Genomic DNA, 21,457 nt, shown 5'->3' with positions numbered 1-21,457 from the left:
GTGACAGGCTTTTACGACAGTTTGATTTCATCGATCTTGCAAAGAGACTGCTTATGATCCAGATGCAATCCAGGTGCAGCGCGGCGCGTCCTTTGGACGCGCAAAGGACGCGGTGGAATTTTGATTTTGCACATGAGCCGGGGTCATGCGGCAAATATAGGAGACGACGATGGCAGGCGGTTCCATTCCCCATTTCCAAAACGATGCGGGCTATCCGGCAATCGACATCGGCGTCAAGGAATTCATGTGCACCGGCGCTAACCCGCCCTTCGACCATCCACATGTGTTTCTCGACATGGGCGACGACAATGAAAAGGTCTGCCCCTATTGCTCGACGCTTTTTCGCTATTCGCCAAAGCTGAAGGCGACGGAAACACAGCCTGCCGGATGCCTCTATATCCACCAGGCCGCCTGACGCGCACGCCATCCGATGGACGACACCCGGTCCCGGCAGGTCGTTATCGCCGGAGCCGGCGTCGCCGGACTGACCGCGGCACTGGCGTTTTCCGAGCGCGGCTATCTGGTGCGGCTGTTCGAACAGGCGCCGCGCCTCGAAGCGGCCGGTGCCGGCATCCAGCTCTCACCCAACGCGACGCGCATCCTTCGCCAGTTCGGCGTGCTCGACCGGCTGTTGCCGGCGGCGGTGCGGCCGGAGGCGGTCGTGCTCAAGGACGCCGCCACGCTACGTGAGCTGGCGCGGGTGCCGCTTGGCGAAGCGGCCGAAGGCCGCTGGCAGGCGCCTTATCTCGTCGCTCATCGGGCTGACCTGCAAGATGCACTGATGGCGCGCCTTGCCGAACGGCCGGACATCAGTCTCGTCACCGGCGCGCGCGTCGGCGACATCGCCACAGGACCGCGCCATGCCACGGCAACAGTCGAGATTGCCGGCAAGACAGTCGAAGCCGGCGGCTTTCTGCTGATCGGCGCCGACGGCGTCTGGTCGGCGATCCGGGCTTTTGGCGGGTTTGCGGCCAAAAGCCGGTTTTCGGGCGAGCTTGCCTGGCGCGCTACGATCAGTGCAGGCAGTGTCGCAGGAGAAGTCCTTGCGGCGGTCGGCGCCGCCAATTGCGTGACCACCTTCCTGCATCCCGGCTTCCACCTCGTCGCCTATCCGGTCAGCAACGGCATGGCGTTCAACCTGGCTGCCTTCACCAGGGGCGAGGTCATCGCCGAGCGCTGGTCGGGCCACGCTGATCCCAATATACTCCTCGGCGCCATGCTTGGCACGGTGGCAGCGCTGGCCCGGCTTGTCGAGGATGCGGGCCCGTGGACCGCGTGGCCGATCCATACGGTCGACCAGGCACAACCATGGACGACACCCGCCGGCATCGCGCTGATCGGCGATGCGGCGCATGCAATGACGCCGTTCGCGGCGCAGGGGGCGGCGATGGCGATCGAGGATGCCGCAACCCTTGCCGGCTTTGTCGCTGCCGCGCCCGCCGATCCGTGGGGCGCGCTTGCCGCCTGGGAAAAGATGCGCCGCCCGCGCATCGCCAAGGTCGCCCGCCGCGGTGCGGTGAACAGGCTCGCCTGGCATGCAGCGGGGCCGGTGGCGGTCGCGCGCAACCTGTTCCTGAAGTGGCGCTCGCCGGAAAAGCTCGCGGCCGATCTCGACTGGCTCTATGGCTGGCGGCCGCCGGATGGCGATCGGCAATGAAAGCTCGACCGGTTGGCGGGACAGCGCCCCCCTCTGTCCTGCCCTCTTTGCCAAGATTCGGCATCTCCCCCACTTGGGGGGAGATCGGCCGTCACCTCGGCTTTCGCCAATCTCCAACGTTGCAGGATGAAGCGCGGCGCCGAAACTGAATATCTCCCTCCTTGTGGGGGAGATGTCCGGCAGGACAGAGGGGGGCGCGCCGCAATGAGGCGCTGATTACCCGCAGCATCAATTATAAATCCGCATCGACAGGTCGAGTGAGGTCGGCAGCGGATTCCACCAGCCTGTCCGCAGGCCGGCGATACGCAGAGCCGCCGCTGTCCAGGTGTTGCAGCCAGCCAGCGCATTGAAATGGCCGTTGGCTTCGTAGAAGCGGTCGAACCTGGAATAAGCGGCATTCTCGATCAGGATCGGACCGTTCGGCCCTTGCTGGAAACTCGCCGCGATGAAATCGAGCAGCGCTGCAAAACGCTGCTCGCTGATGTCGAAGCCGGCGACGTCGGGGTGCGGCTCGACAATGTTTCCGGCGACATCGACATGCATCACCGATGCGTCCAATGTCAGCGCCTTCATCACCGGCGCCGCCTTCAGTTCCGACCAGGTCGGCGTCTCCAGATAGAAGGCGCGGCCTCCCCAGCCGAAGACGATGTAGCGGACCCCAGCCATGTCGGCCGGAATGCCGCCACCGACCAGGAAATGGAAGCGCTTGCGCACGTCGTCATCGACCGGGATGGCGATATCTGTGTGGATCGGATTTTTCAGCACCAGGACGTGCCTGATGGCGGCGGGATCGGCGGCGGCCGCCTGCAAGAGCGGCCGTGGAATGAATGTGCCCAGAACCACGGCAAGCACGATTGCCACCACCAGAATGGCGAGAAAACGCCCAAGCTTTTTCACGAGGGACGGCTTTTTCATGAGGGACGGCCTCGCAATCGGGGCGCAATCGTTTGCTGACGGCTCAGACGCAAAAGAGCCCGGCAGGGTTTCGGCCGGGCTCTTTTGATTCGCGTGAGAGCAATCAGTGCAGGATTTGCGACAGGAACAGTTTTGTGCGCTCGTGGCGCGGATTGTCGAAGAACTCGGCTGGCGTGTTCTGCTCGACGATCTGGCCCTGGTCCATGAAGATCACCCGGTTGGCGACCTTGCGTGCAAAGCCCATCTCGTGGGTGACGCAGAGCATGGTCATGCCCTCTTCGGCGAGGCCAACCATCGTCTCCAGCACTTCCTTGATCATTTCGGGATCGAGCGCCGAGGTCGGCTCGTCGAACAGCATGATGCGCGGATTCATGCACAACGAGCGGGCGATGGCGACGCGCTGCTGCTGGCCGCCGGAAAGCTGGCCGGGATATTTGTTGGCCTGTTCCGGAATCTTGACGCGCGTGAGGAAGTGCATGGCGATTTCCTCGGCCTGCTTCTTCGGCGTCTTGCGCACCCAGATCGGTGCCAGCGTGCAGTTTTCCAGGATGGTCAAATGCGGGAACAGGTTGAAATGCTGGAACACCATGCCGACCTCGCGGCGCACCTCGTCGATCTTCTTGAGATCGTTGGTCAATTCCTTGCCGTCGACGATGATCTTGCCCTTCTGGTGCTCTTCCAGCCGGTTGATGCAGCGGATCATCGTCGATTTGCCCGAGCCCGAAGGGCCGCAAATGACGATGCGCTCGCCGCGCATCACCTTCAGGTTGATGTCCTTCAGCACATGGAATTCGCCGTACCATTTGTGCATGGCGATGATGTCGATGGCGACATCGGTGGTGGAAACCTGCATCTTGGCGGCATTGACCTTGATCTCTTCCGCGCTGACTGCATTTTCTATTGTCATGGAAGGTTCCCTTTTTTGTTCTTAGCGCTTGTGGCCGGTGTCGAGCCGGCGTTCCGTGAACATCGAATAGCGCGACATGCCGAAACAGAACAGCCAGAAGACAAAGGCAGCAAACACCAGGCCGGACCTGGCCGTTTGCGGCGTTGCCCAGTTGGGGTCGTTAAAATTCTGTTTGACGACGCCGAGCAGGTCGAACATCGAGATGATCGAAACCAGGCTGGTGTCCTTGAACATGCCAATGAAGGTATTGACGATGCCGGGAATGACCAGCTTCAGCGCCTGCGGCAGCACGATCAGGCCCATTTTCTGCCAGTAACCGAGGCCGAGCGAATCCGCACCCTCGTACTGGCCCTTGGGGATCGCCTGCAGGCCTCCCCGCACCACTTCGGCCATATAGGCAGCGGCAAACAGCGAAACACCGATCAGCGCGCGCAGGAACTTGTCGAAGCTGACGCCGGCCGGCAGGAACAGCGGCAGCATGACGCTGGCCATGAACAGCACGGTGATCAGCGGGATGCCGCGCACCGTCTCGATGAAGATGACGCACAGCATCTTGACGATCGGCATCTTCGAGCGCCGTCCGAGCGCCAGCACGATGCCGAGCGGCAGCGACACGGCAATGCCGACGAAGGACAGGGTGAGCGTCACCAGCAGCCCTCCCCATAGCGGGGTTTCGACATGCGGCAGGCCGAACACGCCACCAACCAGCAGGATGAAGGCAAAGATCGGCAGCGCCCCGAAGAACAATATGGCGTTCAGCCCCTTGCGCGGCACCTTCGGGATGAGCAGCGGCACCAGAAGCGCCACGAACAGTATGGCGACCAGGATCGGCCGCCAGCGCTCATCGATCGGATAGCGGCCGAACATGAACTGGCCGAACTTGGCGTTGACGAAGGCCCAACAGGCGCCGGACCAGCCGTCCGGCTGGACGCCGCCCTGTGCCGCTGTGGCGCAAAAGGTACGGTCCGCGCCGGTCCATTGGGCGTTGATGAAGGCCCAGCTGATCAGTTGCGGCAGGATCATCGCGACCAGCACGATGCCGATGATGGTCAGGATCGTGTCACCGGTCGACGCAATCAGGTTCTTGCGTATCCAGGCGCCCAGGCCGCGCTCGCTTGCAGGCGCCGACTGTGCCAGCGCCATTTCGACGCGGACGAAGGAAAGATCGTGCTCCTGCATGTCGCTACCTCTCCACCAGCGCCATTCTGGCGTTGACCACGTTCATGACCGCCGACGTCAACAGGCTGAGTGCGAGATAGACCACCATCATGATCAGCACGCACTCGATAGCCTGGCCGGTCTGGTTCAGCACCGTGCCGGTCGTCGCCGTCAGATCCGGGTAGCCGATGGCGATGGCCAGCGACGAGTTCTTGGTCAGGTTCAGATATTGGCTGGTCAGCGGCGGAATGACGATCCGCATGGCTTGCGGAATGACGACAAGCCGCAGGATCGATCCCGGCCGCAGCCCTAGCGCACCGGCTGCCTCGGTCTGACCCTTATTGACGCCCATGATGCCGGCCCGCACGATTTCGGCGATGAAGGCCGCCGTATAGAAGGACAGCGCCAGGTAGAGCGACAGGAACTCCGGCTTGACCTGAAAGCCGCCAGTCAGGTTGAAGGTCGATTGCTTTGGATAATCGAAGCTCAGCGGGAAGCCGCTGAGCGCGTAGGCCAGCAACGGCAAGCCGATGATCAAAGCCGCCGATGTCCAGAACACAGGGAATTGCTGGCCGGTCGCCATCTGCCGCTGACGCGCCTTGCGGGCGACGAACCACGCCATGGCGATGCCGAGAAGCAAAGCAACCAGGATCAGCCAGGAGCCTTCGCCCCACACGGCGCGTGGAAAATAAAAGCCGCGTTGGTTGAGAAAGGAGCTGAACGGCAAATTGATGCTTTCGCGCGGCGGCGGCAGCACCGAAAGCACGCCGGAATACCAGAAGAAGATGACCAGCAGCGGCGGGATGTTGCGAAAGACCTCGACATAGACCATGCAGATCTTGCGGATCAGCCAGTTGTGCGAAAGCCGGCCGACGCCGAGGATAAAGCCGATGATGGTGGCGGTGACGATGCCGGCGGCGGCAACGATGAGGGTGTTGATAAAGCCGACCACGATGGCGCGGCCATAGGTCGAATCCGACGAATAGGCGATGGCGCTGTCACTGATGTCGAAGCCGGCGCGACCCCTGAGGAAGCCGAAGCCTGACGCAATGCGCAGGCGCGTCAGATTGTCGATGGTGTTTTGGACGATCCACCAGACCAACGCAACCAGCACGATGACGACCACCGCCTGGAAGACTATGCCGCGGACCTTTGGATCATTGATGAAGGAGCCGCGGCTTGGCTCCTCGCGAAGAATTTCCTGCGATGCCATTCGACCATCCCCTGGAAAGAGAAACCGGGAGGCAGACGATCTGCCTCCCGGATCACATTTCGATCAGCGGATCGGCGGAGAGTATTGCAGACCGCCCTTGGTCCACAGCGCGTTGATGCCGCGCGCGATCTTCAGCGGGCTGCCCGACCCGACATTGCGTTCGAACATTTCGCCGTAATTGCCGACGGTCTTGACGATGTTGACGACCCAGTCGTTGGAGACACCGAGATCGGTGCCGATCTTGGTATCGGCCTCCTGGCCGAGCACGCGCTTGATCTCGGGATTGTCCGAGGCCTTCATTTCCTCGACATTGGCCTTGGTGATGCCGAGTTCCTCTGCCTGCAACAGCGCAAAATAGGTCCACTTGACGATGTGGTACCACTGGTCGTCGCCCTGGCGCACGGCCGGTCCGAGCGGTTCCTTGGAGATGATCTCAGGCAGCACGACGTGGTCGGCGGGCGCGCCCAGCGTCAGCCGGATGCCGTAGAGACCTGATTGGTCGGTGGTGTAGACATCGCAACGGCCGGCGTCATAGGCCGCGTCGACCTCTGACAGCTGTTCGAAGACGACCGGGCTGTACTCCATCTTGTTCGTCTTGAAGTAGTCGGCAAGGTTGAGTTCGGTCGTGGTGCCGCTCTGCACGCAGACCGCCGCGCCCGAAAGCTGCAGCGCGGAATTCACCCCCGGCAGCTTCTTGGCGTTGATCATGAAGCCCTGTCCGTCATAATAGGTGACACCGACGAAGTTCAGACCAAGCGCCGTATCGCGGTTGATGGTCCAGGTGGTGTTGCGCGACAGGACGTCGATCTCGCCCGACTGCAGTGCGGTGAAGCGTTCCTTGGCACTGAGCGGCGTGAACTTGACCTTGGTGCCATCGCCGAACACGGCGGCCGCGACAGCGCGGCAGAAGTCCGCATCGATGCCTTGCCAGTCGCCCTTGTCGTCCGGCGCCGAGAAGCCGGCCAGACCGGTCGACACGCCGCATTGGATGAAGCCCTTGGCCTTGACGTCGTCGAGCGTGGCCGCCGACGCGGCCGAAGCCACCAATCCAAGCGCGGCGGCGCCCAGAATGCCGATTGCAATGTGTTTCATAACCCACAGACCCTTTTCTGTTTTTTTCAGGCGAACCTGACTTTTTTTCCGTGTGAACGCAGCTTCCCGTTCCGGCCCATTCCCGGAACCCGCATCGCAACCGACGCGCTGCCTCCCATTCACGAACTGCATCGAAGGCGATTATCACATTGAGGTCAAGGAAAATGACCGAAACCCAAAGAGTTTCAAACCATTTGCCGCAAATGCCTGAATTGCAGACAAACGCGCCTGAAAATTAGCCAGCAACTGCGAGATCCGGCCAACGCGAATCGGAGCTGGGCTTCTGAAATCCATCTTCGGGGGGCAGCGCCGCGCGCCTGAATGCCATCGGAGCGATTGGCACAACCAGTCCGCCGGCTGGCGGATGGCGAACGGTTGCGCGGCCAATGCCGCCGCACTATGGCTAGCGCTTCCATCAGAGGCGAAGCGCAATGGCAAAAGGCGGCAATGAAATGGGCATCAACACGCGGCTTGCCCACTCGGGCAACAATCCGCACGACTATTTCGGCTTCATCAACCCGCCGGTCGTACATGCCTCGACCGTGCTCTTTCCCAACGCGGCGACGATGGCGGCACGCGGCCAGAAATACACCTACGGCACGCGCGGCACGCCGACCACCGACGCGCTTGCCAGCGCCATCGACGGACTGGAAGGCTCGGCCGGCACGATTGTGGTGCCCTCCGGCCTGGTGGCGGTGACAGTGCCGCTGCTCGCCTTCCTGTCGGCGGGCGACCATGTCCTGATTGTCGATTCCGTCTATCACCCAACCCGCAATTTCGCCGACACGATGCTGAAACGGCTAGGCGTCGAGGTCGAATATTACGATCCGCATGTCGGCGCCGGTATAGCGGCGCTGATCAAATCCAACACCAAGGTCGTGTTCACCGAATCGCCGGCCTCCAACACTTTCGAGGTGCAGGACATACCGGCCATTTCCAGCGCGGCACACGCCGCAGGTGCGATCGTGATGATGGACAATACCTGGGCGACGCCGCTCTACTTCCGCCCGCTCGACTATGGCGTCGACATCTCGATCCATGCGGCGACGAAATATCCGGCCGGCCATTCCGACGTGCTGCTCGGCACGGCGTCGGCCAACAAGGCCTGCTGGAAACAGCTTTGCGAGACATTTTACACGATGGGCTGCTGCGCCGGGCCGGACGATGTCTATCAGGTGCTGCGCGGCCTGCGCACCATGGGTGTGCGCCTCGACCACCATCAGCGCAGCGCTCTGGCGATCGCCGGCTGGCTGGAGGGCCAGCCGGGCGTGGCGCGGGTGCTGCATCCAGCGCTTGCCAGCCATCCCGACCACGATCTCTGGAAGCGCGATTTCTGCGGCTCGAGCGGCATTTTTTCGATCGTGCTCAAGGGCGGCGGCCAGAAACAGCAGCATGCCTTCCTCGACGCGCTCAGGATATTCGGCCTCGGCTACTCCTGGGGCGGCTATGAGAGCCTTGCCGTGCCGGTCTTCCTCGGCGACCGCGTCGTCGCCAAGGGTCCTTATGATGGCCCGCTCATCCGCCTGCAGATCGGGCTTGAGGATGTCGAGGATTTGAAGGCCGATCTGGCGCGCGGCCTCACTGCGGCGGCGGGTTGAGCTACGGTAGCGAGCTTCCAACACCGATTCAGAAAACGCGCTCAACCTCTTGAAAAGACTAGCCGGATCACGCTGTGTAGCTGCTCCGGCTGGCGGCCGGACCTCGCCTGATCTACCCGCGTCGCGCAACAATATTTCCCAAATCCGCTATTTCTCGGATTGGTTTGGCTTTCGAATTCAGCAGTCTGGCGTCATTGCAAGGCGTTTCAAAGTTCAACACTCCTCGGGGATCAACCCCAGAGTGGGATAAACCCCAGAGCACCCATGGCCTTTCGTCTTTTTTCTCCCATACTGGCCGGCGCGACACTGCGCGAGCGCATGATCGCCTGTTTCGGTGCGACGATCGGCATTGCGCTGACCGGCGCGATCGGTGGCCTCGTGCTCGGCAGCGGCCCGCATGTGCCGCTGCTCGTGGCACCGATGGGTGCCTCGGCCGTGCTTTTGTTCGCAGTGCCGGCGAGCCCGTTGGCGCAACCCTGGTCGATCATCGGCGGCAACACCATATCGGCGCTCGTCGGCGTGATTGTGGCGCGTTTCATACATGAGCCCGTCCTTGTGGTGGGCATTGCGGTATCGTTGGCCATCGCCGCGATGTCGTTCACACGCTGCCTGCATCCACCAGGCGGCGCGGCGGCTCTGACGGCGGTGTTCGGCGGCCCGGCCGTCATCGACGCCGGCTTCCTGTTTCCGTTCGTGCCGGTGGCATTGAACTCGATCGTGCTGGTGGCGCTCGGATACGGTTTTCACAAGCTGACGCGACGGACCTACCCGCATGGTACCACCGCTGCGTCAAAGAACAGCCACGGCACCATCGATCCACCGGCGCAGGAGCGTATCGGCTTCCGGCCCGAGGACATCGATGCTGCGCTCGGCGCTTTGGAGGAGACGTTCGACATCGACCGCAACGATCTCGAACGGCTACTGCGGCAGGTGGAGTTACAGGCGATGGTGCGCACGCACCGGACCTTGCTGTGCGAGGATATCATGTCGCGCGACGTGATTGCCGTGGACGAGCATGCTGATGCCGACGAGGCGCGTCATCTGCTGCTCGATCACAATATCCGGATGCTGCCGGTCGTCGACGCGGAGGCCAAGCTTATCGGCGCCGTCGGACTGCGCGAACTGGCGCGGGCGGCGCAAGCGGTGAAAAGCGTGACAAAGGCCGTGGCGACTGCCTCGGCGAGCGCGCCGGCCATGGGCCTCCTGCCGGTGCTTACCGACGGCCGCAGCCACGCCGTCGTCATCGTAGACGATAACCAGCACATCCTCGGCCTCATCACGCAGACCGATCTGCTGGCCGCAACGGCACGCGCGCAAGCTGGCGACAAGGCGTTGGCGGAAGCGGCAGCGTAAGCGGTGCCGGCCGCCGGGAAAAATGTTCGGGAACCTTTTCGCGGTTAGCCCGTCCAATGTTTCGATCGGAGGATTTGCTTCCGGTCATGAGATTGGCTCGCGATGAGGAAACCGGCCATATCTGCGACCGTCATGCCCGCCGCATCTGGCGAGATGCAGCTTGTCGGCCGTGCGCTGGCGCGCGAGGGCGGAGCCTTCCACACGATTATCAAAATGCACAACCAGCGACTCTATCGTATCGCCCGCAGCGTCGTCCGCAACGACAGCGAGGCTGAAGACATCGTGCAGGAGGCCTATGTCAGGGCCTTTGCCCAGCTCGGGGATTTTCGCGGCGAATCCTCTCTCGCCACATGGCTGTCGCGCATCGTCATCAACGAGGCGCTTGGGCGTTTGCGCAAAAGGCGGCGAACGGTAGCGATGCCGCAAAATCTACAAGCCGAAATCATCAAGTTCCCCCTCAATCCCAGCGACGATCCGGAGCGGATGATGGCGCAACGGCAGATCCTCGAGCTTGTCGAACGGGCGACCGATCGCCTTCCCGATGTCTACCGGACAGTATTCGTGGCGCGGGTGATCGAAGGTCTCAGCATAGACGAGACCGCCGAATTACTCGATGTGCGGCCCGAAACCGTCAAGACCCGGCTGCACCGCGCCCGCGCCCTCGTGCGCAAGGCGCTGGCCGATCAGATCGGCCCGGTGCTGCTCGATGCCTTCCCCTTCGCCGGCCGCCGGTGTGAACGGCTGACCGCCGCGGTGATGCAGCGGCTTGGCTTTACAGACTGATTTCCCGAATTCCCGGGAACGTTTGCTCCCTTCCGGCATCCAATCATCGTCAACTGAAAATGCCCGGAGCCAACCGCATCCGGCGAAGGAGAACGTCATGTTTATTCGATCGACCACCGCGCTGGCCGCGCTTTTCCTGCTCAGCGCAGCGACGTCGGCGCAAGCCTCCGACAAGCCGAGCGACCCGCAGATCGCGCACATCGCCTACACAGCCGGCGTGCTTGACGTCGAGGCGGCCATGCAAGCACTGAAGAAATCGAAGAACAAGGAGATTCTCGATTTCGCCAAAGACATGGTGCGAGACCATGAAGCCGTGAACAAACAGGCGCTTGACCTGGTCGAGAAGCTCAACGTCACGCCAGAGGACAACGCCACCAGCAAGGCGCTAACCAAGGCGGCGGCCGAGGAACGGGCGAAGCTCGCCAAGCTCGACGGCACCGCGTTCGACAAGGCCTATGTCGACAACGAGGTTGCCTATCACAAGCAGGTCAATGGCGCGCTCGAAACTCTGCTGATCCCCTCGGCCGAGAATGCCGAACTGAAGAGCCTGCTGGAGACCGGCCTGAAGCTATTCCAGGGCCATGAACAGCATGCCGAACATGTCGCCGGCATGCTGAAATGAGAACAGCACCGACGGTGTCGAAACGGCATCTGTGGATTGCAATGGCGTTGAGTATTGCTGCCGCACCAGCCAAGGCCGAAACGATTGAGGTGACGATCGAGAAGCTTGTATTTTCGCCCGCAAGCATCGAGGCGCAGGTCGGCGATACGATAGAGTGGGTCAACAAGGACGTGTTCGCCCACACGGCGACCGTCAAAGGCGGCTGGGAGGTGGTTATCCCGCCGAAGACATCAGCGAGCATGGCCCTTCAGAAGGCGGAAGCGTTCGACTATTTCTGCCGCTTCCACCCCAACATGAAAGGCCATCTGACGGTGACGTCGCCCTAGCCGTGCCAGCGGAGACCGCCCTGCGCGCGCAGGGGGGTCGGGCGGCGTCAAGCCGCCTGGTAGCGAGGCGCCGGCTCGCCGGTCTGCGTCGCGGCGAACGACATGCGTTAATCTCCTGAATGTTGAGCGCTCAAATGTTTAGCCCTCAACCAACTAGCCAGATCTGTGCCCCTTTGCAATGGTTCAGCCCTCAACTATTTTGTAGGATGAAAAAAACTGTCGAATCGTTCGCATCGCTAAAAGGTCGGGGTGAGCCAGACGCGGAAGCGCCCGGCATGCCGAACGATTTCGTCTGCATCAATTCGTCGCTGCGCCGTGCGGCGCGGCGGCTTGGCCAGTTGTATGACGTGGCGTTGGTCCCAACCGGGCTGACGTCAACGCAAACCCTTCTGCTCGGCCAGATCGATGGGCTCGCGGCCGCTTACGGCGAGGACGGGCCGACGCTGCAGGTCCTCGCCGGCCGCCTTGCGATCCAGATCTCAGCGCTGACGCATGCCCTGCGGCCGCTTGTGCGCGACGGTCTGGTCGAGGTCCGCCACGATACCCACGATCGGCGAACCAAGCATGCTGTGCTGACGCCGCTCGGCAAGGCACGATACCAGCAGGCATATGTCGTGTGGGTCGAGGCCAACCGGCGCGTCGAGGCGATTTTGGGGGCGGCCGCGGCCGAAAAGCTGAGGAGCCTCGCCGACGATGTCGCCTCGCAGGACTTTCTCGACGCCTATGTTTCGGGCGCGAAGCCGCCGAGCAGCACCGAATCGTCGGAGTGTTAAAGCGCCGCGCGCCCTTTGGGACGCGCTATGGACGGTCTGATTTTGCGCGACCGGCAACCGCTCGGATGCAGGCGGACGACAATCTGTGCTAAAGTGACCCTATGAAAGCATGGCTGGAAGCGGCAAAAAGCCGGGCCCGCGACATCAAGCTTGATGTCGTCGCCCTGTGGTTCGCCGCACGCGATCCTCAAGTGCCCTGGTTTGCAAAGTTCGTTGCCGGAATGGTAGCCGCCTATGCGCTTTCCCCAATCGACCTGATCCCGGATTTCATTCCGGTGCTCGGTTATCTCGACGACCTGATCATCGTACCGCTCGGCGTGATCCTGGCCATACGGCTTGTTCCGCCGCCGCTGATGGACGAGTTTCGAGCGCGGGCGGCCGCGCTCGAAACTCACCCGCAAAGCAGGACGGGAATGTTCTTTGTCGTGGCGCTCTGGCTGGCTTTGGCAGCTTTGCTGATCTGGGCGTTCTGGCCCACCCACGCCAAATAGTCCGATCAGGCTTGCACTTGAAATCGCCTTGCCTGCTGCGCCGGCGGCCTAAAACCCAAGCGCCAGCCACGTCGTCCCGGCAAGCAGCGTAACCAGCGTCAGCGGCAGCCCGACCTTGAAGAAGGCGGCGAACGACAGAGGCGTGCCGGAGACCCGCGCGTACTCGGCGACGATCAGATTGGCCACCGAGCCGAGCAGCGTGAAGTTGCCGGCCAGCGTCGAGCTCATCGCGACGACCAGCCAAGCGCGCTCGGGGTCTTCCAGGCCGGGTATGAACGGCCGCAGCGCCAGCACAGCCGGAACATTGCTCATGATGTTGGACAGCACCGCGGTGAAGCCGGACAGCCGCCAGACGTCGTCCAGCCCGAGGCCTTTTGCCGAGGCTATGATGTCGGGCGTGAGCAGCGTCTTCTCGGCGCCGGCGACGACGATGAACAGGCCGGCGAACATGAACAGCAACGGCCCGTCGATCTCGCGGTAGATGCGCGCCGGCTTTATGGCACGGGTCACGAGAAGAATGGCCCCGCCGATGAGCGCCGCCTTGGCGACCGGAACGCCGGCAAAGAAGGCGATCGCCAGTCCGATGCAGACCACCACCGCCTTGAGTACCTGGCCCGGCAACATGCGGCCGCGATAGACTTCGGGGCTGAGTTCGGTCTTGCGCGCGAACTCGGCGCGATAGACGATGCGCACGATGACGACGACGGCGACGAGGCCGAACAGCGCGACCGGCGCCAGGGCCGCCGAAAAGGCCGGATAGGAAATCCCCGACAGCGCGCCGATGACCATATTCTGCGGGTTGCCGGTGATGGTGGCGACACTGCCGCAATTCGACGCCGTAGCGGTGGCGATCAGATAGGGGACAGGGTTTCGGTTGATGACGCGGGTGACGTGGACGACGATCGGCGCCATGACCAGGCAGATCGCGTCGTTGACCAGGAACGCCGACAGCACGCCGGTCAGCAGCGTCACCATCACAAGCAGCATGAACGGCGCATGCGCATGCTCGATGGCAATGGCGCCGAGCGCACGGAAGGCGCCCGAGACTTTCAGATGCGCCACGACGATCATCATGCCGAGCAACAGCGTGATCGTGTCGAAACTGATGGCGCGGTATGCGTCCTCCAGGCTGAGTGCGCCGATGGCAATCATCGCCGCACCGCCGAGCAGCGCGATGCCTGCCCGGTCGAGGCGCAAGCCGGGGAACCTGCCGACGGCGACGCCGGCATAGGTCAGGATCAGGATCAGCAGTGCCGCCGCGCCCATCAAAGTCATTCGTGGAAAAGCCCCGTTCAGATCCGCCCTGCCCCAGGCCCTAAGGGCAGCCGGCGCAAGCTGTGATTCCTGCCGCCATACTCACCCGAACTCAATCCGATCGAGCGAGCCTTTTGGCAACATCAAAGATTGATGTGACGCGCGCGCCGTCGAACCATTGGCGCACATCGGCCAACAGACAATCACACGGGCAGAATATCTCGTAAAACGCCGGGTAGGGTTCCGTCAAAAGATGAAAGGTTTGGAAGACGCCCAAGCTCATCGAAATCGTGGGCTCTATCATGCCCTGAACACTCGGCTGACGCGGGGAACAAGCAGCCGATTGCGGAGTTGGAACGGCGGTAGAGGTTTGCCGGTATGAGACCCACTCCCGTGCTGCAGTACATTTATAGGATAATTGCTCGCGACGTTTTTCTCGTGCTTGCGCGTGACGCTCTTTGCGCGGCGTGGCCGCAATGACGCAGCGCGATCGTAACGCCACTTCACCACGGGAAGACAAGAAGGACGGCATAGGGCGAGCACTTGGACTCGGCCTTATCACCGGCGCCGCCGACGACGATTGCTCGGCGATCGGCACCTATGCAAGTGCCGGCGCGCGCTTTGGCCCGGACCTGCTTTGGACCGCTCCTGTAACGCTGCCGATGATGTACACGGTCGTGTATCTCTCGTCGAAGCTTGGACAGGTTTCGGGCCGCGGCCTCTTTCATGCGATCAAGGACTTCTATCCCCGATGGCTGCTCTGGGCTGTCCTGGTGGGCGTGCTGATCGGCAACACGATCGAAGCAGCCGCCGATCTCGGCGGCATGGCTGCATCCATCAACATCTTCCTTCCTGTTCCGATCCCCCTCATTGTGATTGTAGTCGCGGCCGCGATCTTTGCTCTCCAGCTTTGGGGCTCTTACACGCTCATACGCAACATCTTCCGCTGGCTCGCGCTGGCCCTGCTTGCCTATGTCGGCTCGGCCATCATGGCGAAGCCGGATGCGGCAGCCGTGCTGTGGGGAACCCTTGTTCCGAAGATCCAGTTCAGCCGCGAGTTCCTGTCCATTCTGGTGGCCATCATCGGCACCACCCTTTCAGCCTATCTCTACACCTGGCAGTCGAATGAGGAGGTGGAGGAAGAGATTGCCGAGGGGAGAACGACGCTGAGGAAGCGCAAGGGCGCCACCGACGGTGAACTGCGCCGCTCCCGCCGCGATATCCTGATCGGCGTGATTTTTTCCAACCTCATCATGTACTTTATCATCCTGTCGACAGGGTCTACGCTCTATGAAGCCGGCGAGCACGACGTCGAGACCGCCGCTCAAGCAGCCGAAGCTCTCAAGCCGCTCGCTGGTGCAGCCGCTGGCGTACTGTTCGCGGCCGGCGTGATCGGGGTCGGGTTCCTTGCCGTTCCGGTCATGACGACAGGTGCGGCATACGATCTGGCGCAGGCGGTTGGATGGGAGCACAGCCTTCATGCCAAGCCGCGTGAGGCGCCAAAGTTCTATATCGCGATCGGCGCCTTCACGCTGATTGCTGTTGGCCTGAATTTCCTGGGTTTCAACCCAATGAAGGCGCTCGTCTGGTCCGGTATCGTGCAGGGCTTTTCCACGCCGCCACTGCTTCTTCTTATCATGCTGATGACGAACAACCGGCGGATCATGGGAGACAAGGTCAACAGCCGGACAACCAACGCCCTGGGATGGGCTACTACGATCGCAATCTTTTCCGCCTCTTTGGGGCTGGTGGCGACCTGGTTTATCTAGGTCACCATGACACTCGCGCTCATGCCCGGCAATTCGAGCTCACTTTCAATGTGGGGTTGGCAATGAAGGAGTTGGTCTGCACATCTGCCGCAGCTACCGAGCTCCCGGCGGCATGGCCAAGTGCGCGTGCTTGTGGAAGATCGCAATCTTGTCGGGATAGGTAATCCGGATCTCGCGTCCGCATCCCTCGCACTTGTAATGGGAAACGACCTGAAACCAGCGGCCGTTCTTGATGACGGTGAAGTTGCACTGCGGGCATTGGAAAGTCAGGCCAACAGAGAATAGGCTGGGAGACAGGGACATTGCAGCACTCCTTGTCAGTCCGGCGGATCGACGACGAAGGATGCGGCAATCAAATCGTCGGCATCGATTCTGCCCTTGCCGTCCTCCAGGACTGCTGCGACCTTTCGAAAGGTCTTCAGTTCGTTTTCGGTAATCCGGGCGCCGCGCATCCTCTCAGCGAGGTCAGCCACGCGTATTCGCAGCGCCTGCGACGCTCCAATCTCACGGTTCGACATGGTGATCACATTCCTCGTCGCTCGACTTCCCGCCGCACCTTTCGGCACGGCGGGTCCAGTCGCTTAGCTCATTCGATGACTTTGATGATCTTGCGCGTGCCCGGGTCAACCACAACGGTCCGGTTGTCGACCACCACGTAACGGTATTTTGTGTCGGGGACTTCATGAAGTTCGACGGTTTCGGGCAAGGTTGAGCCGATATTGAGCTCCACTCCAGGGATTTTCACCGATGCCAGCGGCTGCTTTTTGACATATTCCCTGATGACGGTCTCCTGCTCAGGCTCGATGACTACGTCCTGAGCGGCAGCGGGGCCGATACCGGCCAGCAACAGAAACCCAGCGGCAGCAGTGGAAAGACGCATACTCATAAGTGCCTCCTTGATGTGAGCTCCATTGCGCTGAACGGCATCGTCTTCGCGCCAGGCTCACGAAACCTCAGGCAGCCGCAAACGTTCCTTGGTTGGGCTTCGGTCTGATTCGAGACGGGACCTAAGTCTCACCTGTTTTCGCGTAATAGCCCGGATACCCCGCCACCCGGAACTGCGGCTGCTCGTAGCAGTTGCTAGCTGTGAGCTCACGCAAGGAGCCGATGGAAAATAGCGTCCACCAAGCCCGCTGGTTACTCGCTGCGGTCTTCGCCGTCTCCATCACGTTCCTGGCGAACGCTCGTTAGCCAGGGAACCGGCCGGACTTTGACGATTGGATCAAGAATCGAGATCTGCGCAGCTACGTCCCTTCCTGCGCTGATAAGGACTACCCGCCACTCCTCATTTGGCGGGTGGTCCACAATCACGGCCAAGTCCACCCGGGCGAGGCCTGTCAGCGGTTCAAGGTCGCGAGGGCAGCATCACCTCACATCAGGTCTTCGGCAACCCCGTCGAATTTCCTGAGGCCTGCGCTTGGAGGCTTTTGCCTGAGAAGGCCCTGTTCAGATGCGGCCGCCTCGAAAGCAGCGAACGCAGCTTGATGACTGCAATGTCCGGCCAGGCATTCCTCGATCATTCGTATCGCTTCAAGTCGGGACGGCTTATCCATGGTTGGCCATGGTTGCTTCAGCGCTTTCGCAGCGTCGGCTATCGACGCGATCGCCATCGCTTTGCCATTCAAGGTGATTGAAATCGGGGTGAACGCCGTCATTTTTAAAGCTCGCCGGGATTGAAGGCGGCTAAACGCAAAGACAAGGCAGTGGTTGCATGGTTGTGAATTCAGAGCGCCGTTGTCCGAAACGATCGAGGCTGAACACGCACGTCCGATAGCCTTGATCGTTTCGGCGGCGCCCGCGCTGAAGTCCTGCCTGGATTCGACCGGGAAGCCCCATCGTCCTTAACCGAACTGAAAACCAGCCCAGCAGCAAATACCGTGGAACCTTTCAAAGCCGCATGCCTTGTCCGTTCTTCATGGAAGGAGGTGCGAAATGAGCCTTGACATAGGAAAAGTCGCCGTAGCCTTGCTTGGCCTGCTTGCCTACAAGAATAGGGACAAGATCGGCGAGTTAATCGCCGGTAGGAACTCGACAGATGCCAAAAACGCTGGCTCCACCGGCGGGCTCGGCGACATCCTGGAGCGTCTCAGGAATGCGGGTGCGGGCGATCAAGTCGATTCTTGGGTTGGTACAGGATCGAATCGCCCCGTTCAGCGCGACCAGGTCGAGAAAGCGATCGACCCGCAAACGTTGAGCGATCTCGCCGAGCAAACCGGATTGTCCCGCGAGGAACTTCTCGACCGGCTCACAAGTGAACTGCCCGACGCAGTGGACAAGCTTACTCCCGACGGCCAGATGCCTGTGAGTAAAGGTCCAAATCTCCTCGACGAGGCACCTGGAGCTAGTCGCACTTAGCATCAGGCTGAAAGAATGAAAGCCCGCGCCTCCGGGCGAGGACGCGGGCCGATCAGCGCATCGCCGATACTCGCCCAGAATGGACCCTGAAAATGCTGGCGATCCCGACAGGATTCGAACCTGTGACCATCGGCTTAGAAGGCCGGTGCTCTATCCAGCTGAGCTACGGGACCGCTGGCCGACGCCAAGGCCGGCTAATTTATGCGCTGGGACGGCTGCCCGGCATTTGCCGGTCAATGCGTCCAGGGCGTCCTGCGGTCATAGCGGAAATTCTCCGCATAGGAAATCTGGCGGCGCTTGGATTCCTTCGGCTCCTCGACGCGATAGGCCAGCCCCTCTTTCTCCGCATAGGCCACCGCCTCTTCCCTTGTGTCGAAGGTGAGCCTGATCTGGCTCCGCATGTCACCTGACGTGGTGTAGCCCATCAGCGGATCGATTTTCTTGCGCATCTCGGGATCGAATTCCAGCACCCAGTGGCCGGTCTTGGCCTTGCCGGACTGCATCGCGGTTTTGGCTGGGCTGAAAATGCGCGCGGACATGAACACCTCGTTACTACGTGCAAGCGGCACCGCCGCTGTATTCCCGTCATTACTGCGCAATGCTGCCGGCGGCAAGGCCGAGCCTGCCGTACCGCCCTTCACGGCGGGCCACCGACGATGATGGCGCGAGGTGACGGCCGTGGACAGGACGACCGAGATCGCACCGGGCGTTTTCTTCCCGGCGGGGACGTTTTATCCGGGTTAACGGCAGCGTGGTGAATGGATGGTCGGAGTGGAGAGATTCGAACTCCCGACCCTCTGGTCCCAAACCAGATGCGCTACCAGGCTGCGCTACACTCCGAGTCCTTGGCGGCGTATAGGGTTCCGGACTTGGCTGCGCAACCCCTAAAAGATGAAAACGGAACAAACGGCAGGCCCGAGTCGAGAGCGGGGTGGGAAATGCCGGCCGGCGCAACGGTTTCGCGGCAGTGCCACCTCAGACACCCAGGTTGCTGTCCAGCGGCACGATGATCGGCCGTCCTGCCGGCGCAGCTGCGCCGGACAGCATCGGCGACGGGCGAAGCACCCAAGCGACCGACGAGCAGCCCGGATTTCCGAGCCTGCCCGCCTGAAGCTTGCGAAGCGTCAGCCCTGGATAAACGCCAGGAGATCCGGATTGATGATCTCCGGGTGGGTGGTGCACATGCCGTGCGGCAGGCCCTCGTAGACCTTGAGCGTGCCGTGCCTCACCAGTTCGGCGGCAAGCAGGGCTGAGTCGGCAATCGGCACGATCTGGTCATCATCGCCGTGCATGATCAGGACGGGCACGTCGATCTTCGTCAGGTCTTCCGTGAAGTCGGTCTCGGAAAAAGCCTCGATGCAGTCGTAGTGAGCCTTGGCTCCGCCCATCATGCCCTGGCGCCACCAATTGTCGACAGCCCCTTGCGAGACCTTGGCGCCCTCGCGATTGAAGCCGTAGAACGGGCCGGCCGGCACATCCCTGTAGAACTGGGCGCGGTTGGCGACCAAAGCGGCACGGAAGCCGTCAAAGACCTCGATCGGCAGGCCGCCGGGGTTGCTGTCGGTCTTGAGCATGATCGGCGGCACCGCGCCGATCAGCACCGCCTTGGCGACGCGTCCCTCGCCACCGTAGCGGGCAACGTAACGCGCCACCTCGCCGCCGCCGGTCGAGTGGCCGATATGGACGGCGTTCTTGAGATCAAGGTGAGCGACCAGAGCCGCGACATCGGCGGCATAGGTGTCCATCTCGTTACCGGTTGCCGTCTGTGTCGAGCGACCGTGCCCGCGCCGGTCATGCGCGATGACGCGATAGCCCTTGTCGAGGAAGAACAGCATCTGGTTGTCCCAGTCATCGGCGCTCAGAGGCCAGCCGTGATGGAACACGATTGGCTGGCCTGTGCCCCAATCCTTGTAGAAAACCTCGGTGCCGTCCTGGGTGGTGAATGTACTCATCGTCGTGTTCCTTGCTGCAGTTGGCTGGATTGGTGGGGGAAGGTTCGTTCCTTCTGTGGACAAGCTATTGCAACGGAGTCATGGTGAGTATTGGCAAAACAGACATTGAACGTGGCAAAACTGACAGATGCGTGCGGGGCGTGATCGGGTCGAAATCGGGCTTGTTGTGTATCCCGGCGTTCAGCAAGCGGCAGTTCTCGGTCTGACCGACCTGTTCCAGCTGGCCAACCGGCTGGCTGCCGACCGTTCGACGGACGCGCTGAGGCTTCGCGTCAGCCATTGGCAATGGCAGGAGGCGAGCCAAACCGTTATCCGCAGCTTCGACAGCGAGCCCGGCCCCGACAATGGACCTGCCATGGTCATCTTGCCTCCGACCCTGGGCGATCCGATCGCTCGCGAGGCGGCTGCGCCCTATGCCGACTGGCTCAGGGCCCGCCACGCTGCGGGCGCGACACTCGGCTCGGTCTGCGCCGGCGCCTTCGTGCTTGCCGAGGCCGGCCTGCTGTCGGGTCGTGCGGCGACCACGCACTGGGCCTATCGCGACGCGCTGGCGATACGCTTTCCCGACATCGTGCTGGATGCCGACAAGCTGGTCATCGACCACGGCGACATCATCACCGCCGGCGGCTATATGGCCTGGACCGACCTTGGCCTGAAACTCGTCGATAGGGTGCTTGGGCCGACCGTCATGATGGACACCGCCCGTTTCATGCTGGTCGACCCGCCGGGACGCGAGCAACGCTTCTACAGCCCCTTTGCTCCCAGGCTGAACCATGGCGACGAGGCCATCCTCAAGGTGCAGCACTGGCTCCAGGCGAGAGGCGCGCGCGATGTGACGCTCGCCACCATGGCGGAGCATGCGGCCTTGGAGGAGCGGACTTTTTTGCGCCGCTTTCGCAACGCCACCGGCCTCAAGCCGACCGAGTATTGCCAGCACCTGCGCGTCGGCAAGGCGCGTGAGATGCTGCAAGCGACGACCCGATCCATCGACCAGATCGCCTGGGATGTCGGCTATGACGATCCCGGCTCGTTCCGCAAAGTGTTCGCCAGGATAACCGGCCTGGCGCCGGGCGATTACCGCAGGCGCTTTGGCGCAGAACGAGCGGCGGTGGTGGGCGTAGGGTGAGTTATCCCCTCGTTGAAGGCAAGCTCGCCGGGAAGAAGTTGTGTGCGTCAAGTTCTGCAAAAATGGCGTGGCATTCAGCGGTGACGTTGGCGTGTCCGCCGCGCAGCCCCCGT

Annotated in this window: 23 protein-coding genes, 2 tRNA genes and 1 pseudogene; 13 read left to right on the top strand and 13 right to left on the bottom strand. The window is 61.9% G+C overall.

The features are described from left to right. Positions 1–169 precede the first annotated feature (169 nt). Both AC0L2R_RS31945 and AC0L2R_RS31940 read left to right on the top strand, forming a co-directional pair. Positions 170–415 carry a zinc-finger domain-containing protein gene (locus AC0L2R_RS31945; RefSeq protein ID WP_023800617.1) on the top strand — a complete coding sequence of 82 codons (246 nt, stop codon included), beginning with the start codon at positions 170–172 and terminating at the stop codon, positions 413–415. Positions 416–430: 15 nt separating this feature from the next. Next, positions 431–1,657 carry an FAD-dependent monooxygenase gene (locus AC0L2R_RS31940; RefSeq protein ID WP_473513665.1) on the top strand — a complete coding sequence of 409 codons (1,227 nt, stop codon included), beginning with the start codon at positions 431–433 and terminating at the stop codon, positions 1,655–1,657. Positions 1,658–1,885: 228 nt separating this feature from the next. Here AC0L2R_RS31940 and AC0L2R_RS31935 read toward each other — a convergent pair whose 3' ends face one another. From AC0L2R_RS31935 to AC0L2R_RS31915, 5 genes are all read right to left on the bottom strand, one after another. Further along, positions 1,886–2,572 (bottom strand): TIGR02117 family protein, encoded by a 687-nt coding sequence (locus AC0L2R_RS31935; RefSeq protein ID WP_473513663.1) that lies wholly within the window; start codon positions 2,570–2,572, stop codon positions 1,886–1,888. A gap of 103 nt (positions 2,573–2,675) precedes the next feature. Beyond that, positions 2,676–3,479 carry an amino acid ABC transporter ATP-binding protein gene (locus AC0L2R_RS31930; RefSeq protein ID WP_023800620.1) on the bottom strand — a complete coding sequence of 268 codons (804 nt, stop codon included), beginning with the start codon at positions 3,477–3,479 and terminating at the stop codon, positions 2,676–2,678. A gap of 21 nt (positions 3,480–3,500) precedes the next feature. Continuing rightward, positions 3,501–4,658 (bottom strand): amino acid ABC transporter permease, encoded by a 1,158-nt coding sequence (locus AC0L2R_RS31925; protein ID WP_027155356.1) that lies wholly within the window; start codon positions 4,656–4,658, stop codon positions 3,501–3,503. Between the two features lie 4 nt (positions 4,659–4,662). Further along, the gene (locus AC0L2R_RS31920; protein ID WP_023800622.1) at positions 4,663–5,850 is read right to left on the bottom strand and encodes an amino acid ABC transporter permease; all 1,188 of its coding nucleotides are present in this window, start codon (positions 5,848–5,850) and stop codon (positions 4,663–4,665) included. Positions 5,851–5,913: 63 nt separating this feature from the next. Further along, complete coding sequence (locus tag AC0L2R_RS31915) at positions 5,914–6,942, bottom strand: amino acid ABC transporter substrate-binding protein (RefSeq protein ID WP_023800623.1); 1,029 nt, start codon at positions 6,940–6,942, stop codon at positions 5,914–5,916. A 431-nt stretch (positions 6,943–7,373) separates the two neighbouring features. On the opposite strand from AC0L2R_RS31915, the gene AC0L2R_RS31910 reads away from it, so the two are divergent. The 7 genes from AC0L2R_RS31910 (at position 7,374) to AC0L2R_RS31880 (ending at position 12,888) form a co-directional block, all read left to right on the top strand. Further along, a complete protein-coding gene (locus AC0L2R_RS31910; protein ID WP_473513661.1) occupies positions 7,374–8,540 on the top strand; it encodes a cystathionine beta-lyase in 1,167 nt (388 codons plus the stop codon). 264 nt (positions 8,541–8,804) lie between these two features. Further along, on the top strand, positions 8,805–9,893 hold the full coding sequence (locus tag AC0L2R_RS31905) for an HPP family protein (RefSeq protein WP_287194439.1): 1,089 nt from the start codon (positions 8,805–8,807) through the stop codon (positions 9,891–9,893). Positions 9,894–9,995: 102 nt separating this feature from the next. Further along, the gene (locus tag AC0L2R_RS31900; RefSeq protein WP_287053773.1) at positions 9,996–10,676 is read left to right on the top strand and encodes an RNA polymerase sigma factor; all 681 of its coding nucleotides are present in this window, start codon (positions 9,996–9,998) and stop codon (positions 10,674–10,676) included. 97 nt (positions 10,677–10,773) lie between these two features. Then, positions 10,774–11,298, top strand: a complete 525-nt coding sequence (locus tag AC0L2R_RS31895) for a DUF4142 domain-containing protein (RefSeq protein WP_473513659.1) — start codon at positions 10,774–10,776, stop codon at positions 11,296–11,298. Continuing rightward, complete coding sequence (locus AC0L2R_RS31890; RefSeq protein ID WP_023800626.1) at positions 11,295–11,624, top strand: cupredoxin domain-containing protein; 330 nt, start codon at positions 11,295–11,297, stop codon at positions 11,622–11,624. Before AC0L2R_RS31895 ends, AC0L2R_RS31890 begins: the two co-directional genes overlap by 4 nt. A gap of 275 nt (positions 11,625–11,899) precedes the next feature. Then, positions 11,900–12,397, top strand: coding sequence for a MarR family winged helix-turn-helix transcriptional regulator (locus tag AC0L2R_RS31885; protein ID WP_236473199.1), 498 nt, complete (start codon positions 11,900–11,902; stop codon positions 12,395–12,397). A gap of 101 nt (positions 12,398–12,498) precedes the next feature. Then, positions 12,499–12,888, top strand: a complete 390-nt coding sequence (locus tag AC0L2R_RS31880) for a YkvA family protein (RefSeq protein WP_091590636.1) — start codon at positions 12,499–12,501, stop codon at positions 12,886–12,888. Positions 12,889–12,936: 48 nt separating this feature from the next. Here AC0L2R_RS31880 and AC0L2R_RS31875 read toward each other — a convergent pair whose 3' ends face one another. Beyond that, on the bottom strand, positions 12,937–14,163 hold the full coding sequence (locus AC0L2R_RS31875) for an anion transporter (RefSeq protein WP_473513657.1): 1,227 nt from the start codon (positions 14,161–14,163) through the stop codon (positions 12,937–12,939). Between the two features lie 25 nt (positions 14,164–14,188). On the opposite strand from AC0L2R_RS31875, the pseudogene AC0L2R_RS31870 reads away from it, so the two are divergent. Together AC0L2R_RS31870 and AC0L2R_RS31865 are read left to right on the top strand one after the other, a co-directional pair. Continuing rightward, a pseudogene (locus tag AC0L2R_RS31870) lies at positions 14,189–14,277 on the top strand (transposase); the annotation flags it as partial. A 341-nt stretch (positions 14,278–14,618) separates the two neighbouring features. Beyond that, positions 14,619–15,911: an NRAMP family divalent metal transporter gene (locus tag AC0L2R_RS31865; RefSeq protein ID WP_473513655.1), complete on the top strand. Its 1,293-nt coding sequence runs from the start codon at positions 14,619–14,621 to the stop codon at positions 15,909–15,911. Between the two features lie 317 nt (positions 15,912–16,228). On the opposite strand, the gene AC0L2R_RS31860 is transcribed toward AC0L2R_RS31865, so the two are convergent. The 3 genes from AC0L2R_RS31860 to AC0L2R_RS31850 all read right to left on the bottom strand — a co-directional run bounded on the left by AC0L2R_RS31860 (position 16,229) and on the right by AC0L2R_RS31850 (position 17,566). Next, positions 16,229–16,429 (bottom strand): hypothetical protein, encoded by a 201-nt coding sequence (locus AC0L2R_RS31860; protein WP_023800633.1) that lies wholly within the window; start codon positions 16,427–16,429, stop codon positions 16,229–16,231. A 68-nt stretch (positions 16,430–16,497) separates the two neighbouring features. Continuing rightward, positions 16,498–16,797, bottom strand: coding sequence for a DUF1236 domain-containing protein (locus AC0L2R_RS31855; protein ID WP_473513653.1), 300 nt, complete (start codon positions 16,795–16,797; stop codon positions 16,498–16,500). 484 nt (positions 16,798–17,281) lie between these two features. Further along, positions 17,282–17,566, bottom strand: a complete 285-nt coding sequence (locus tag AC0L2R_RS31850) for a DUF982 domain-containing protein (protein WP_473513651.1) — start codon at positions 17,564–17,566, stop codon at positions 17,282–17,284. Between the two features lie 277 nt (positions 17,567–17,843). On the opposite strand from AC0L2R_RS31850, the gene AC0L2R_RS31845 reads away from it, so the two are divergent. After that, entirely contained in the window at positions 17,844–18,266 is a 423-nt protein-coding gene (locus tag AC0L2R_RS31845; RefSeq protein ID WP_091590627.1) for a YidB family protein, read from the top strand. 96 nt (positions 18,267–18,362) lie between these two features. Here AC0L2R_RS31845 and AC0L2R_RS31840 read toward each other — a convergent pair. From AC0L2R_RS31840 to AC0L2R_RS31825, 4 genes are all read right to left on the bottom strand, one after another. Further along, positions 18,363–18,439: transfer RNA gene (locus AC0L2R_RS31840), tRNA-Arg, on the bottom strand. Between the two features lie 60 nt (positions 18,440–18,499). Next, on the bottom strand, positions 18,500–18,805 hold the full coding sequence (locus AC0L2R_RS31835) for an ETC complex I subunit (protein ID WP_027152615.1): 306 nt from the start codon (positions 18,803–18,805) through the stop codon (positions 18,500–18,502). A 224-nt stretch (positions 18,806–19,029) separates the two neighbouring features. Next, a tRNA-Pro gene (locus AC0L2R_RS31830) sits at positions 19,030–19,106 on the bottom strand. Positions 19,107–19,390: 284 nt separating this feature from the next. Beyond that, the gene (locus AC0L2R_RS31825; RefSeq protein ID WP_473513649.1) at positions 19,391–20,218 is read right to left on the bottom strand and encodes an alpha/beta fold hydrolase; all 828 of its coding nucleotides are present in this window, start codon (positions 20,216–20,218) and stop codon (positions 19,391–19,393) included. Between the two features lie 127 nt (positions 20,219–20,345). On the opposite strand from AC0L2R_RS31825, the gene AC0L2R_RS31820 reads away from it, so the two are divergent. After that, a complete protein-coding gene (locus AC0L2R_RS31820) occupies positions 20,346–21,344 on the top strand; it encodes a GlxA family transcriptional regulator (RefSeq protein WP_473513647.1) in 999 nt (332 codons plus the stop codon). The last annotated feature ends 113 nt before the right edge of the window (positions 21,345–21,457 follow it).

The organism is Mesorhizobium sp. WSM4820 (genome assembly GCF_055811075.1).
The sequence above is the reverse complement of the archived record's forward strand: the minus strand, read 5'-3'. Positions and strand labels throughout refer to the sequence as shown.